This window comes from Symplocastrum torsivum (assembly GCF_059505465.1).
On record NZ_JCACKQ010000045.1, the window covers coordinates 187994 to 202568 of the forward strand.

The following is a 14575-nucleotide window of genomic DNA, read 5'->3' on the forward strand; positions in this document are numbered from 1 at the left end:
AGCCAATTGAAAGATACTGTGAAAAGTCAGCTACACCTCCGGTTCAACTCCCAACGCCCGTAACTGAGCCGCTAATCGCTCAGCACGTTGTCGTTCTTGTTCAGTACGTTGTTGCTCTTGTTCAAGGCGTTCCTCCGCTGTTAGCAACAGATTCCCTTGAGCATCCCACCAGCGCAACCAGGGAAACACCATATTCTGATACTGCCCCTGCCAAATACCTAACTCTACCCCCAGAGGCTCGATCGGGTAATGGTTTCGCTGATTCGCTGGCATTAACTGATAGCGTCCATTTACCAATTGATATACTTCCACTTGCGCTCGCTTGACTTCATAAATGCCATAGAAAGGGACGCGAATCGCTTGCTCGTAAACCCAAAACTTACCTTTGTATCGAGTTTTGTCTCGTTCTTCTGTTCCATCTCCAGAAACGAATTCCAACACAATCAACGGTGCTACGAATTCCTTCCATAAAACATAAGAACGACGATATTCTCCATTTAGTGTTGGTGGCACATCGGGGACATAGAACCAATCGGGTGCCTCAGCTCCTTTTTCTGGTGGTTCCGGTGGTTCGGTTAAACCCCAGTAAATCCCACAATCCCGACCAATACAATACTGTCCATCAGGATGGCGTTGCTGCAAAATTGGGGTAATACAGTCAGTTAGCAGGTCTCCTTCTGGCGGTTCTTGAAAGTTTTTCACAAAGTTTCCATCCGAGTCAGGAAGCTGGGTATGATCCGGCAGCGAAGCTGGTAACCCAGCCGTGGGAGACAAATCAGTTGATGGATCTACAGATGTGGTTATTTGGCTCATATCAATATCGTGATTTTATAGTTTGGATAAGGTCTTGTAACGACTGCACAGCTAGTTCAACAGAAGGCATTTGACAATTAGCGTGGAGGCTGAAATCTCCTAGCCTTGGCGAGCTTCTATGAAACTATGGTATTCAGTCAACTGCCTGGTGGATTTAAGCATCAGCCATCCTCTTTGAGGTGGGGAGTGGGGAGATGGAAGACAGGGAAGTCGGCTCAGGCAAAGTCGAAACGTATCGTAACGGCTGTGTCACTACCTCTGCATAAGACATTTAGCAATTCCTCAAACTTTAATGCACTGGATACTTCAATAGAGAAAATCTGATTGCTATGATTAGAGCTTCTTTTAATTTACCGAGTTGGAAATTATCTAGATTCGGTAGTTATTTGTGCATTCTACTAGGGGCATTTATGCAAGAGCCGAAAATCGCATCCAAACCGAAGCATATTGTTTTAACGTCTCATCCCGGTCGTTTTGCCTCGAAACCTCTACGCATTAATTGGGGAAAAAGCGACCCTCTTGAACGGGGGCCAGTTATTGGGACACTACTAAACCCAGCTCACCGTAATGTTATTGGTACTCATTCGGGTTCTTATTCTGTCTATCGGGCTTTATCCGTTGCTAGTGGAGCGCTCCAGGCTAGTCATCGCGCTGACCTTACTAATACGGCTCCAATTGTCGCTATTGGTCCCCATCCTAGTTGGTCTGACCCTAATCGAATCGTTTCACTCGACCCCTTTGGGGGACTGGTGGGTGAAGCGTATGCCTCGTTGTATGAACAGGGATATGACATTCGACCAACAATTGCCGTGACTAAAGCTCATATCAATATGCCAGAACTACAAGACGCTGTGGCGAAAGGGCGCTTGTCAGTGGATGGTCAAATTTTGAAGAGTAACGGTAGTTTAGTTGTAACTAAGGTCGCCCTTGACCCAGTTTGGTATTTGCCAGGAATTGCCCAACGACTTAAGGTTGGTGAAAGTGACTTACGTCGCATCCTGTTTCAGCAAACAGGTGGGATGTTCCCGGAATTGGTAACACGCCCTGATTTACAAGTATTCTTACCACCGATTGGTGGCATTACGGTTTATCTAATTGGTGATGTGGCAGCAATTACTGACCCGAATCGCCTGCTTGCTGTGCGGGTACATGATGAATGCAACGGTTCCGATGTATTTGGATCTGATATCTGTACTTGTCGTCCGTATTTGGTACACGGTCTTGAGGTCTGTGTCCAGACGGCACAGGAGGGCGGTGCTGGGATTATGGTCTATTCTCGCAAGGAAGGACGAGCCTTGGGTGAGGTGACGAAGTTCTTGGTTTATAATGCCCGCAAACGTCAGGTAGGAGGCGATCGCGCAGATGCCTACTTCAATCGCACCGAATGTGTTGCGGGTGTGCAGGATATGCGGTTCCAAGAACTGATGCCCGATGTGCTGCATTGGTTGGGGATTACCCGGATTGACCGCTTTGTCTCAATGAGCGATATGAAATACAACGCGATCGTGAACTCTGGCATTGAGATTGTTCAGCGCGTTGCGATTCCCGACGAGTTGATTCCTGCTGATGCAATGGTGGAAATCGCGGCTAAGCAAGCGGCTGGTTATTACACGGAAAAAGCTGTACCCAATGCGGTTTCTTTGGCTGAAATTAAGGGACGTGGTTTAGCCGATTAGGGATCGGGGATTGGTGATTAGAGATTGGGTGAAGGGAAGACAAGGAAGTGAAGCTTTTTCCTTGTCCTCCTTAATCCCTAGTGGCTAAAGGTAATACCCATACTAAAAGGGAGCAGCTTTGAATAATTATGAACAGCAGGTAACCTGCTCTGATGAGCAGCACTCCACCATTGCTTATTTGAGAACACCTGTAGCAATTCGAGAGCGATGCGATCGCCTTTTTACTCTGGCAGGTGCTGACGAGTTACAGCACTTTCGCTGCGATTTAACTCAGCTAGACAAGGTAGCGAACTACGTCATTAAGGTGATGCGCGACGAGTACCCGGATTTGAATATCCCGTTTCATAGTCGCTGGCGGCATTTTGAGGTTGGGAACGTTCCCCGGATTGCAGAACTAGAGGAGAAGTTGGCAGGACTCGCGCCTCTAGAAAAAGCCCAAACCAAGTTTGACCTAGCAATCATTAGTGTCTTACTAGATGCTGGTGCGGGTTCTGATTGGCAGTATCACGAACAGGAAACAGGTTTAGTATTTCGGCGTTCTGAAGGGCTAGCTGTCGCCAGTTTCCGGATGTTCTGTCAAGGCGCATTCTCTAGTGATGCCGAACGCCCCCTACAAGCCGATGCCCAAGGCTTACAAGGATTGACTGCCCAAAACCTTGCCCAAGGATTTCAGGTGAGTCAAACCAATACCCTTCTTGGTGTGGAGGGTAGACTTGAACTCTTACAACGTTTAGGGCGATCGCTTATCAGTGAACCTCACCTGTTTGGTCAAGAAAATCCACGCCCTGGTAATCTAGTTAATTACTTGCTGGGTTCGCAAGTGGGAAGACAAGGAAGAGGCTTCACTCCTTTGTCTTCTCCTTCCCCACTCCCCACTTCATTAGCTGCCACCAAAGTATTAAGTGCGGTATTACAGGGATTGGGAAATATTTGGCCGGGACGATTGGCGATCGCAGGTGTCAATTTAGGTGATGTTTGGGTTCATCCTGCCCTCAAAGGAGAACATCCCAGCGATCAGTATGTACCATTCCACAAACTTTCCCAATGGTTAACCTACTCCCTTTTAGAACCCCTACAGGAACTGGGTTTAGAGATTACTGGGTTAGATCAGATGACAGGCTTACCAGAGTATCGCAATGGTGGCTTATGTCTAGATCTAGGGCTTTTGGAAGTAAAGAATACCGCTATTTTGCAAGAGCGTCATTTACCAGGATCGGAGGTAATTGTCGAATGGCGATCGCTTACTGTCAGTCTCTTAGACAAAATTGCAGCAGCAATCCGGCAACAGCTAAACCTAAGTGAGGTGGACTTGCCATTGGTGAAAGTCTTGCAAGGAGGAACCTGGACAGCAGGACGACGAATTGCTGCCCAGTTAAGAGTAGGGGGCGTTCCCCCTCTTCAAATCGAGAGCGATGGAACGGTATTTTAAAGGCAACCTCAAAAAGGCAACCATGCAATTAGACAAGGTAATGGCGGCTGAAGTTACGATCATTGACCACCCTTTTGTACAGCACAAGTTGACGCTGATGCGTCAGGCTGACACGAGTACAGCAAAGTTTCGCCAACTTTTGAAAGAGGTTGGGATGTTGTTAGCCTACGAAGTAACTCGTGACTTGCCGCTTAAGTACGAACCCATCAAAACGCCACTTGCCCCTATGATGGCCCCCATGCTTGCCCCAGAAAAGAAGATGGTAGTTGTCTCAATCATGCGGGCAGGGCAAGGGCTTTTGGATGGAATTTTAGAACTGATGCCTTCTGCTCGTGTAGGGCATATTGGGTTGTATCGTGAACCTACGACCCATGTTGCAATTGAGTATTATTTCAAACTTCCTCATGATGTTGAGCAGCGAGATATTCTCGTTGTTGACCCAATGCTAGCAACGGGTAACTCAGCGGTTGCGGCGGTTGACCGACTCAAGGAAGTTGGGCCAATGTCAATGAAGTTTCTGTGCTTACTCGCGGCACCAGAAGGAATTCAGCACTTCCATGAACAGCATCCGGATGTGCCGATTTATACAGCAGCGATTGATGAATGCTTAGATGAACAGGGCTATATTTTGCCGGGACTTGGTGATGCAGGCGATCGCCTTTATGGAACGAAATAACTACTAAGCAAGTCAAAAGTTAAAAAGGGAAACCCCCCTAATAAGTAGGCTCTTGGCGGCTACCTGTATGTGAATTAAATGTGCAACAGCTTATTCTCCTGGTTTTTAGCCACTTAGTCGCTTCGTAAGCTTTTGCCGTTCTAAAATGCATACGTTTTCAGGTAAAGAGGGGGAAGGGAAACACTAGGCATCTTTTCTCTTTTCCCATGGATTGCTGCTGTAATCAAAGGTGCGATCGCTTAGTATCAATTCCTACACAACTTGCTGATAGATTTTCCTCTTTGTATTGAAATTAGGAGGATTGATAAGTTGCTAAATCTTCGTTACAAATTTGCGCGGTATAAGACATACATTTTCTGAGTTGTAGTGATCGCTTTAAGAAATTATTACAAAGACTCTTGTTTCTTTAAAGATTTTGTAAAGAACTCGCCCAAAGAGTAGCTGTCAAAGGATTCCAAAAAAAAGCTCTAAACCTTCCTTGACAAGGATTAGGGATTAATTGTAATTTTATCCTATAGCGAAAAATACTTATTGACTTAATGTTTGCCTCTACCTTTAGATAGAATTCAACTAAGGCAATAAGCCCTATGGTTCTTTCTGACGAGTGAGGCTGGATTTAATTTTTTTCTTCTAATGGCTTCTGGCTTAAGCTGAAAAACTTCTGAAACATGCCTAAGTCTGAGTAGGGAGTAATAAGAATGCAGTAAAAATCCTTCTTTTGTAGACCTTAGAGTAAAGTATGTCTCTTTTGTATTTCGTCGTGAATAGTTCTGAACTGATAATTGACGAATCTACTACTGCCTATAGGGTCTAATTCAACTTTTATCTTTACAAACAAGTCAGCAAACGATTAGGTGTATCTACCATCAAAACTCATGAAAAACATTATTTTGACTTTGGCTTTTTTTCTCCTTAGTACTCCATCTGCTCTTGCTGAGATTATGATCTCTAACCAGGATGATCGTAATTACCCAGCCACGATTGCTATGTATTTTTCTAGCCCTATCCAACTAAATATTGACGCTAACTCAGAGAAGTCATATCCCTGTAAGACTCAATGTGTACTTCATTTATTAGGACTCTACAGTCAAGCCATAACTGTAAAAGAAAAGGCTGTGGTCATAATCAGAGGGGGTATAGTCACCGTTAAATAGCTTGTACCTTTTCCTGGATGCAACAGTTTAAAGCCTGAATGCCTGAGGCGATCGCTTCTACACAACCAAAGACTTAACAACGTCACATCAAGTACTCCCGTTGAGTGCTTGATGCTTCCCAATAACTAAAACTGTGATATTGCCTGTGTTGCTGATAATCAGTGGCACAGGCTGCACTTTCTGGCATGGCATTGAAAAGCCGTGGCTCTGTGCCTACGGCAATATTTGATGGTGGGGCTAGGCTTAAGATTTCAAGATTTCAACGTAGTTGCCTGTGTAGCAGAGTCTCTAGCCTTCGGTCAATCGGTAGGAGAAAAGCGATCGCTTATCGAGAGAGAAAATGCTAAAAACACAGTTGTTCCGTTACCCAAGGTACATTGTAGGGAACAACTCACCAGCTTTTGTCCAAATCCCCGTACCGTCTTAGTCTCAGCGGAAATGATACGATGATGATAACAATGCCCCTACAAAGGGTGGTGCCTCAATGGTCAGCAGTTAGGAACCAAAAACTGTAAACAGTTTTGAATTTAATTTTTAACTCCTTGCTCCTACCTATAGTCTTGACGCTCTAACCTCTACCCAGACCTTAGCGAATATTAAGTCTCTCTCCTGCTATGTTAAAAAACTTACTAGGCGACCCTAACGCCCGCAAACTTAAAAAATACCAGCCTTATGTCACCGACATCAACGTTCTGGAAGAAGACATCCAAGCGCTATCGGACGAGCAGCTAAAGGGCAAAACGGCAGAATTTAGGCAGAGGTTGGAGAAAGCGACAACGGATCGCGAGCGACAAGAGCTATTAGAGGAATTGTTGCCAGAAGCCTATGCTGTCGTGAGAGAAGCGGGACGGCGAGTTTTAGGAATGCGCCACTTTGATGTCCAGTTATTGGGTGGTATTGTCCTGCACAAAGGGCAAATCGCTGAGATGAAAACAGGTGAAGGCAAAACCCTGGTTTCTACGTTACCGGCTTACCTGAATGCTCTTGATGGTAAGGGTGTACACATTGTCACGGTCAACGACTACCTTGCCCGTCGGGACGCAGAATGGATGGGACAGGTACACCGTTTCTTGGGATTGAGCGTTGGGCTAATTCAATCCGGAATGGGGCCTGCGGAGCGACAACGCAACTACGCTTGTGATATCACCTATGCAACCAACAGTGAGTTGGGCTTCGACTACCTGCGCGACAACATGGCAACGGCGATGGCAGAAGTTGTGCAACGCCCGTTTAACTATTGCGTCATTGACGAGGTGGACTCGGTACTGATTGATGAAGCGCGGACACCTTTAATTATTTCTGGGCAGGTAGAGCGACCCACTCAGAAATACATGAAGGCGGCAGAGATTGCGCGATATCTCAATCCAGAAGAACACTACGAAGTCGATGAAAAGGCACGTAACGTCCTGATGACCGATGAAGGCTTCGCTGAAGCAGAAAAGCTGTTGGAAGTGCAGGATTTGTATGACCCGAATGACCCTTGGGCACACTACATCTTCAACGCAATTAAGGCGAAGGAACTCTTTGCCAGCGATGTGAACTACATTGTTCGCAATAACGAAGTGGTGATTGTAGACGAGTTCACCGGGCGGGTGCTGCAAGGGCGCCGTTGGAGTGACGGTTTGCATCAGGCAATTGAAGCTAAGGAGCGAGTGGAAATTCAAAATGAAACTCAAACGCTAGCAACAATTACCTATCAGAATTTCTTCTTGCTGTATCCGAAACTGGCGGGGATGACGGGTACTGCCAAGACCGAAGAAGCAGAATTTGAGAAGATCTACAACCTGCAAGTAACAATTATCCCCACCAACAGACCGCCTGGGCGGGCGGACTTGGCAGATGTCGTTTACAAGACCGAGCCTGCAAAGTGGCAAGCAATAGCACAAGAGTGTTCCCAAATGCATGAAGTCGGGCGCCCGGTACTTGTGGGAACGACAAGTGTAGAAAAATCTGAATTGCTTTCCGGTTTACTTCAACAACTAGGAGTGACACATAACTTACTGAATGCCCGACCGGAAAATGTGGAACGGGAATCAGAAATTATTGCTCAAGCTGGACGTAAAGGAGCAGTAACAATCGCGACGAACATGGCGGGGCGAGGTACAGACATTATCTTGGGTGGTAATGCTGACTACATGGCACGTCTGAAGTTGCGGGAATACTTCATGCCGAAGATTGTCATGCCAGAGGATGAAGATTCTTTAGCGCCAGTGTCGGTGCCAGGAGCAAGTGGGCGATCGCGTGCTCAAGGATTTGCCCCAGGAAAGAAGGTGAAAACCTGGAAAGCTAGTCCTCAGATTTTCCCAACCCAACTCTCACGAGACACAGAACAACAGCTAAAAAGTGCCGTAGACTTCGCGGGACAAACGTATGGCGATCGCTCTTTGCCGGAACTAGAAGCCGAGGATAAGGTAGCGGTTGCATCAGAGAATGCTCCAACGAATGACCCAGTTATTCAAAAACTGCGTAGTGTCTATAAAGCAATTAAAGAAGAATACGAAGGGTTTACGACCCGTGAACATGATGAGGTTGTACAGCTTGGCGGTCTACACGTCATTGGTACAGAACGCCACGAATCACGCCGGATTGACAACCAGCTACGGGGACGCGCCGGACGGCAGGGCGACCCTGGTTCCACCAAGTTTTTCTTGAGCTTAGAAGACAACTTGTTGCGGATTTTTGGAGGCGATCGCGTTGCTGGGTTGATGAATGCCTTCCGCGTTGAGGAGGATATGCCCATCGAATCCAAAATGCTCACCCGTTCCCTCGAAGGCGCACAGAAAAAAGTTGAAACCTTCTACTACGACACCCGAAAACAGGTGTTTGAGTATGACGAGGTAATGAACAACCAAAGAAAGGCAATTTATGCCGAACGCCGTCGCGTCCTAGAAGGGCTAGACCTCAAAGAACAAGTCATCCAATATGCTGAAAAGACAATGGATGATATTGTCGATGCTTACGTCAACCCAGAACTGCCGCAGGAAGAGTGGCAATTAGATCAGTTGGTGGAGAAGGTGAAAGAATTCGTCTACCTCCTACAAGACTTGGAGCCACAGCATCTAGACGACATGATGGTCGGTGATATCAAAACCTTCTTGCATGAAGAAGTCCGTAAAGCCTACGACCTTAAAGAGGCACAAGTTGATCAAATCCAGCCAGGATTGATGCGGCAAGCTGAGCGGTTCTTCATCTTGCAGCAAATCGACACCCTCTGGCGAGAGCATCTACAGTCAATGGATGCCCTGCGTGAGTCGGTAGGTTTACGGGGTTATGGGCAAAAAGACCCACTGATTGAGTACAAGCAGGAAGGATACGAAACGTTCTTGGAGATGATGATCGACATCCGCCGGAATGTTGTTTACTCCTTGTTCCAGTTCCAACCTCAAAATCAATCGCAAGCGGCTTAAGACGCAAAAAGTCGGCGGATGGCGTTCCTCTCCACCTAAAGGGAGGAACGCCATCCGCCGACTTTGCTAATGCGTCAATTTAACTAGAGCCGATCTGACCGAAAGCTGACTGCTGATGGCTATAACTTGCATGATCGGACGGGCTTTTCGGCCCATCCCACAAGATTTTTGTCAACAATGCTAATGTTTGCCTAGATGGGGAGCAGCTTAATACTTAATAACAAACAACCAGCTTAATTAAACGTCAACGCTCGACCCCGTACAGCCGTATTGAGCTGCCCTTTCTCATAAACAACCTGTCCCCCAACAATCGTATATATGGGCCATCCAGTGAGATTCCAGCCTTCAAAGGGACTCCAACCGCATTTGGTTTGGAGTTCTTCTCGTAAGACAGGGTGATAATTGTCCAAATCTACCAGGATTAAATCCGCATCGTAGCCAGGAGCGATCGCAACGGTGGACCGGAAGTGTACCTGTGGAGCAATCACTCCAGGCAACAAAGTTAAACCAGTTGCGTCTATTTCTCTATCCCCCGCAACTGCCTCTGAGGCAGGGATTTCTGGTGCAATTTGAACAATCTCTCGACCACGAGTTTGGATATCTCCTTCAAAAAATTCACCCTCTGGCAAAAGAATACGAGCATGGCGGATAAACAGACAGGAGTCAGAAAACATAAGAGGATGCTAGAATTCGTCGGTACTTCAGTACTCTATTTAAGCTTGTACAGTTAATGTAAGAACTTTTCGTTTACATTTGAGGGAATTAGCGATTTCTCTGCTTTGTCCCTCCGCTCAACTTGTGACTCTATGGTGATTGAACGGCTATGACTCGTGTGCAGGATCAAGAGCCTGAAAAGCAGCCCCTACAACAGGCTGAAAATCCTTGGATAGAAGGACTCAAGACAATTGTTTTGAGTGGTGTCCTCGCCCTAGGGATTCGTAGCTTCGTAGCGGAAGCTCGTTACATTCCCTCAGGATCGATGCTGCCAACATTACAAATTAATGACCGCCTGATAATTGAAAAGGTAAGTTATCACTTCCAAAAACCGGAACGGGGCGACATTGTAGTGTTTATGCCCCCTAATGAAGCTAGTCTTTGCTTCGGCGCTCTCCCAAGCCCCCAGCCAGGTAATTTTGCCAATCCCTCGTCTACAGATGAGACAGAGCAGAAAAATCCCAAGCTCAAGGATGCATTTATCAAACGGGTAATCGGGCTACCTGGAGATAAAGTCGAGGTTAGGGAGAGACAAGTTTTCATCAATGATAAGCTCCTACAGGAGAAATATATTGAAGAGGCTCCCGACTACCAGTTTGGACCTGTTACTGTGGCTGCAAACTCTTATCTTGTCCTAGGCGACAACCGCAATAATAGCTGTGATAGTCACTATTGGGGCTATGTCCCTCGTGAAAATATTATCGGTCGAGCTGTAGTGCGATTTTGGCCGCTGAATCATATGGGTGAGTTGGACACAACGCCAGTTTATCCAGCCGCCTCTAAGTGAGGTGGGGGAATGGGGAATGGGGAATGGGAATCCCCCTTGAAATGGATGGCACTCCAGATAAGAAATTCTTGCGTCTCGGTACAAGGTGCAACTCAAGACCAAGTTTTTTGTTTACTAGTTGGCTTCTCGCCCCAAAAAAGCAAGTTTTGTTAGTTTTTCCTCCCTACTTGCTACTCCCCACTCTCTTCTTTTTCATAGGACACCAAGTTTTTACAACTCGACCTGTAAGCTGTTGACCTAAGCAAGGGGTATTTGCAGAGAGTGACTTGAGGGTGTGTCTTTCGACTTTCCAAGTTGCTTGGGGATTGAAGAGAACCAATTCAGCCGATTCCTCAGGTGCGATCGCTGCTGGAGTTTCCTGTAGACAAATTGCTGGATTTGTGCTAAGACGCTGCCAGAGTTCTAGGGCTGACCAGTCTCCTGTCTCAACTAAACTGTGCCAAAGCAGAGGTAGAGCGAGTTCTAAGCCAATTACACCGGATGGGGCTTCGGCAAAGGGTACGGTTTTTTCTTCGTAGGTGTAGGGGGTGTGGTCAATTGAGATCGCATCAATAATTCCTTCCCGTACTCCTCGAATCAGTTCCGCCTGATCCACTGGATTCCCTAAAGGTGGTTCTAGGCGAAAATTTGGGTCATAATTGCCCAAATCTTCAGTGTTGAACAGCAGGTGCATCCAAGTAGTACTTGCTGTTACGGGTAATCCCTTAGCTTTTGCTTCTTCGATTAATTGGACACCGCGACAGGTGGAGATACGCATCAGATGCACAGGTGTACCGATAGCTGCGATTACTTCCAAGAGGGCAGCTAAAGCCGCTGATTCTGCGATCCCAGGATTTCCTGGCAAGCCAAAGCGAATTGACTGCACACCCTCTCGCGCCACCCCATCACCCGCCAGTTTGTGATCCGAAGCCCATAAAGCCACTGGCTTACCTAAAGGTTGGAGATATTCTAGCGATCGCCGGATTAGTGCCAGATTCGATACCGGATGCCCATCGGCGAAGCCTACCACGCCAGAGAAGGCTAATTCAGCGAGTTCAGTCATTTGTTGCCCTTCAACTCCCAGCGTCAGGGCACCCCAACAAGACAACTGAGGAGGAGCAATTTTTTCCGCCTCTTCTAGAGTGTTTAGTTTTTGCCTAATCTGATTTAACTTTTGATTTAAAGCCGCCAATCCAGCAGGGTTATCCAAGGGCGGCAGAGTATCAGGTAAGACAGCAAGCCGTGTAAAGCCACCCGTTGCCGCTGCTTCTAAGAGTGACAACCAAGTTTCTCGTTCCTCAAATCCCGGTTCTCCAGAATGGCTGTAGAGGTCTACTAGCCCTGGAGCTAAAATTAGTCCTTGACAATCCCGTACCGCTGTATCGGCAGGTATTTCAGAGATTTCCGTTTCAACTGCCCTGATGATACCGTCAGTAATCAGAACATCAGCCAGTTGGTCAGTTCCAGAAACCGGGTCTAAAACCCGGACTTGTTGAAGCAGTTCACTATTCATAAGGGCTAGCCGTCTACCACATCAATGGATTTAACCTAGCAGTGTTGAGTGAGTAGCTGCGATAAATGTTGATTAAAGTTAGGGCAGAATCTCCTTACCCAATGCTTCATAACTTTCCCAAGCTGTTTGCGATCGCGGATCAGGATAATCCTTCACCAATATCCCCTTGACAGGTGCGCGTTCAAATGCAACCAGCCGAGGGATTTCTATATCAAACACTGGTAAACCCGACTCTTGTAGAGATGCCCTGATCTTACGCGCAACAGAACTACGGGGAGGGACTTGGGTCAAGAGGATTTTAAATTTAGCATTCAACCCATCCAGGAGTTCCACCGTTTTGCTAAGGGCATCTAAGTCTAGTGCCTTGGGGGTGCTAGGAAGAATCATCAAGTCGCATCCCTCCGCCAAATCCTTCAGTTCTTCAGGAGAGGGACGCGCTTGGGTGTCAATCACGATGTAGTTGTGCTGTTGGATAAATCTGGGCGCAGCTGCCTCACTAACAACCTTAAAGGGAAGCTGACTTTCCCTATCCCAAACCAAAGCCGACCGATTTTTATCGGCATCTATGAGGAGAGTTGAACCTTTCTGTTGAAGGTAAGCGGCAATGTGGATAGCTGAGGTGGTTTTCCCCACCCCTCCTTTTAAGCTGACTAATGTGACAATCATCTGCAACCCCAGAAGAAACTACGATGTACGAACGCGATTTCGTATCAAACATTTCATATTAGATTAGAGCTTAAAGTAGTGTCTAAACAAAAACCTTCACAGGGATATGCACTTCTAGCCCTAGTCGCACTTGCGATGATCTGGGGCTACAACTGGGTCGTCATGAAAGTGGGGTTAAGGTATTCTCCCCCTTTTGACTTCGCCGCGATGCGGGCATTCTTTGGGGCATTGAGTCTATTTTTGGTGATGATTGTGTTGCATAAACCCCTCAAACCCAAAGCAATTGCTGGAACGTTTTTGCTCGGTATCCTGCAAACAGGTGGTGTTCTTGGACTATCCATGTGGGCATTAGTCAGTGGTGGCGCAGGTAAAACAGCCGTACTCAACTACACCATGCCTTTTTGGGTGCTTCTATTTGCTTGGATTGTCCTTGGAGAACGATTACGAGGGTTGCAGTGGCTTGGTGTTGGTTTAGCGTTAGCTGGATTGCTGTTCATGCTGATGCCATTTAACCTGACGAGTGACTTGATGAGTAAAGGACTTGCCCTTCTATCAGGTATCACTTGGGCACTGAGTGTGATTGTTGCCAAGAAACTGCATCAGCAAGCATCATTGGATTTGCTTTCTCTTACCGCGTGGCAAATGCTGTTTGGTAGCATTCCCCTAATCTTAGTTGCTTTGGTTGTCCCTACCCCACCGATTGAGTGGTCTATACCGTTCATTGCTGCTTTGGTCTACAACATCATCCCAGGTAATGCGATCGCATGGTTACTCTGGCTTTATGCCTTAAGCCGATTATCGGCAGGTGCAGCAGGTTTAGGCACATTGATCATTCCGGCAATTGGTGTCTTGGCAGCTTGGGTACAACTGGGAGAGAAACCCGGACTCAATGAATCTGTAGCAATTGTTCTTATCGTTGTAGCGTTGGCTTGCAACTCTATTCAGTTAGCAAGACAGCAGCATCAAGCGCTTCTCTAGTTTTTCGCTTGTCTCAAAATTTAGCGATCGCTAATTTCGTAGTCTACAGATAACGCCGCAACAGATGGTTAACGAACTCAGCCGCCGTTGTGAAGGTTCGCTGTTCTGGTACATCATTCGTAGCAGGATGAACCCACCAACCTTTGCTAGAATTTGGCGATCGCCACAAATCCAAATGCTCAACGGCTGGATCAGCATAAAAATTCTCCTTCCCAGCACCCAAAAGGGCTGAACTCCAGTGCGTGAAATAATCATGGCTAATACGGTGAATCGGAAAATCACCATACAGAGGAACACCCCAGCCATCAAAAGCGATAAATGCTTTAACCTTCCCTCCCAACGTCTGCCACCCCAGCGCAGCACCAATCGCACCAGCAACACCAGCACTGAAGCTGATAAAAATTACAGGTGGAGTCATTGAACCCGTACAACGCTGCAAAAATTCCAAGATATGAATAGCAGAATAAGCAGGATAGTCTTGAGTGGGAAAAATCAAAACGTTCTGAAACCAGTGCTTGGATACAGTGTTAGTGTTGTCGCTATTTAACTCTGCTAAAAAGCTTTGTGTCAACTGCGCGTCGTGAACACCAGGGCAAATAATTACAGAAGTTTGGGGAAATCCATCATTCATGTTTTTACCAATGGGTTTGGTCGCTTTAGGGTAAAAGAGCGATCGCTTCGTCTTGCACTACCTGTGTTCTTAACTAGATAGCCACAAAGCCATATTACTGATGATAGGAATAGCCTGTGGTAGCTCAAAAAAATGTTTTAGCCCACATCCAA

The 14575-nt window shown here is 46.7% G+C and carries 11 protein-coding genes and 1 pseudogene; 7 read left to right on the forward strand and 5 right to left on the reverse strand.

Going from position 1 to position 14575, the window contains the following annotated elements; translation table 11 throughout:
* Positions 1–30: 30 nt before the first annotated feature.
* Entirely contained in the window at positions 31–813 is a 783-nt protein-coding gene (locus AC5JL3_RS14540; protein WP_496075151.1) for a Uma2 family endonuclease, read from the reverse strand.
* 410 nt (positions 814–1223) lie between these two features.
* Between AC5JL3_RS14540 and AC5JL3_RS14545 the strand changes: the two genes are divergently transcribed.
* The 5 genes from AC5JL3_RS14545 (at position 1224) to secA (ending at position 9155) form a co-directional block, all read left to right on the forward strand.
* Complete coding sequence (locus tag AC5JL3_RS14545; RefSeq protein WP_496075152.1) at positions 1224–2489, forward strand: GTP cyclohydrolase II; 1266 nt, start codon at positions 1224–1226, stop codon at positions 2487–2489.
* A gap of 118 nt (positions 2490–2607) precedes the next feature.
* On the forward strand, positions 2608–3918 hold the full coding sequence (locus AC5JL3_RS14550) for a URC4/urg3 family protein (protein WP_496075153.1): 1311 nt from the start codon (positions 2608–2610) through the stop codon (positions 3916–3918).
* Complete coding sequence (upp, locus tag AC5JL3_RS14555) at positions 3902–4594, forward strand: uracil phosphoribosyltransferase (RefSeq protein ID WP_496075154.1); 693 nt, start codon at positions 3902–3904, stop codon at positions 4592–4594. Before AC5JL3_RS14550 ends, upp begins: the two co-directional genes overlap by 17 nt.
* 1355 nt (positions 4595–5949) lie before the next feature.
* Positions 5950–6198 carry a hypothetical protein gene (locus AC5JL3_RS14560; protein ID WP_496075155.1) on the forward strand — a complete coding sequence of 83 codons (249 nt, stop codon included), beginning with the start codon at positions 5950–5952 and terminating at the stop codon, positions 6196–6198.
* 164 nt (positions 6199–6362) lie between these two features.
* Positions 6363–9155, forward strand: a complete 2793-nt coding sequence (gene secA, locus AC5JL3_RS14565; protein WP_496075156.1) for a preprotein translocase subunit SecA — start codon at positions 6363–6365, stop codon at positions 9153–9155.
* A 233-nt stretch (positions 9156–9388) separates the two neighbouring features.
* Here the strand turns inward: secA and AC5JL3_RS14570 are convergent.
* Positions 9389–9607, reverse strand: a pseudogene (locus AC5JL3_RS14570) (amidohydrolase family protein); the annotation flags it as partial.
* 371 nt (positions 9608–9978) lie between these two features.
* Between AC5JL3_RS14570 and lepB the strand changes: the two are divergent.
* Complete coding sequence (gene lepB, locus AC5JL3_RS14575) at positions 9979–10656, forward strand: signal peptidase I (RefSeq protein ID WP_496075157.1); 678 nt, start codon at positions 9979–9981, stop codon at positions 10654–10656.
* 163 nt (positions 10657–10819) lie between these two features.
* On the opposite strand, the gene AC5JL3_RS14580 is transcribed toward lepB, so the two are convergent.
* Complete coding sequence (locus tag AC5JL3_RS14580) at positions 10820–12148, reverse strand: dihydroorotase (protein WP_496075158.1); 1329 nt, start codon at positions 12146–12148, stop codon at positions 10820–10822.
* A 78-nt stretch (positions 12149–12226) separates the two neighbouring features.
* Positions 12227–12814: a nucleotide-binding protein gene (locus tag AC5JL3_RS14585; protein ID WP_496075159.1), complete on the reverse strand. Its 588-nt coding sequence runs from the start codon at positions 12812–12814 to the stop codon at positions 12227–12229.
* Positions 12815–12892: 78 nt separating this feature from the next.
* Here AC5JL3_RS14585 and AC5JL3_RS14590 point away from each other — a divergent pair, with 78 nt between their 5' ends.
* Positions 12893–13792, forward strand: a complete 900-nt coding sequence (locus AC5JL3_RS14590) for a DMT family transporter (protein ID WP_496075160.1) — start codon at positions 12893–12895, stop codon at positions 13790–13792.
* Between the two features lie 43 nt (positions 13793–13835).
* On the opposite strand, the gene AC5JL3_RS14595 is transcribed toward AC5JL3_RS14590, so the two are convergent.
* A complete protein-coding gene (locus tag AC5JL3_RS14595; RefSeq protein WP_496075161.1) occupies positions 13836–14423 on the reverse strand; it encodes a hypothetical protein in 588 nt (195 codons plus the stop codon).
* Positions 14424–14575: the final 152 nt, after the last annotated feature.

What these genes read in the sequence shown, in the direction of transcription:
- AC5JL3_RS14580 (WP_496075158.1), bottom strand. Translation starts at nt 12,148, where the DNA reads ATGAATAGTGAACTGCTTCAACAAGTCCGGGTTTTAGACCCGGTTTCT.
- upp (WP_496075154.1), top strand. Translation starts at nt 3,902, where the DNA reads ATGGAACGGTATTTTAAAGGCAACCTCAAAAAGGCAACCATGCAATTA.
- AC5JL3_RS14540 (WP_496075151.1), bottom strand. Translation starts at nt 813, where the DNA reads ATGAGCCAAATAACCACATCTGTAGATCCATCAACTGATTTGTCTCCC.
- AC5JL3_RS14545 (WP_496075152.1), top strand. Translation starts at nt 1,224, where the DNA reads ATGCAAGAGCCGAAAATCGCATCCAAACCGAAGCATATTGTTTTAACG.
- AC5JL3_RS14595 (WP_496075161.1), bottom strand. Translation starts at nt 14,423, where the DNA reads ATGAATGATGGATTTCCCCAAACTTCTGTAATTATTTGCCCTGGTGTT.
- secA (WP_496075156.1), top strand. Translation starts at nt 6,363, where the DNA reads ATGTTAAAAAACTTACTAGGCGACCCTAACGCCCGCAAACTTAAAAAA.
- AC5JL3_RS14585 (WP_496075159.1), bottom strand. Translation starts at nt 12,814, where the DNA reads ATGATTGTCACATTAGTCAGCTTAAAAGGAGGGGTGGGGAAAACCACC.
- lepB (WP_496075157.1), top strand. Translation starts at nt 9,979, where the DNA reads ATGACTCGTGTGCAGGATCAAGAGCCTGAAAAGCAGCCCCTACAACAG.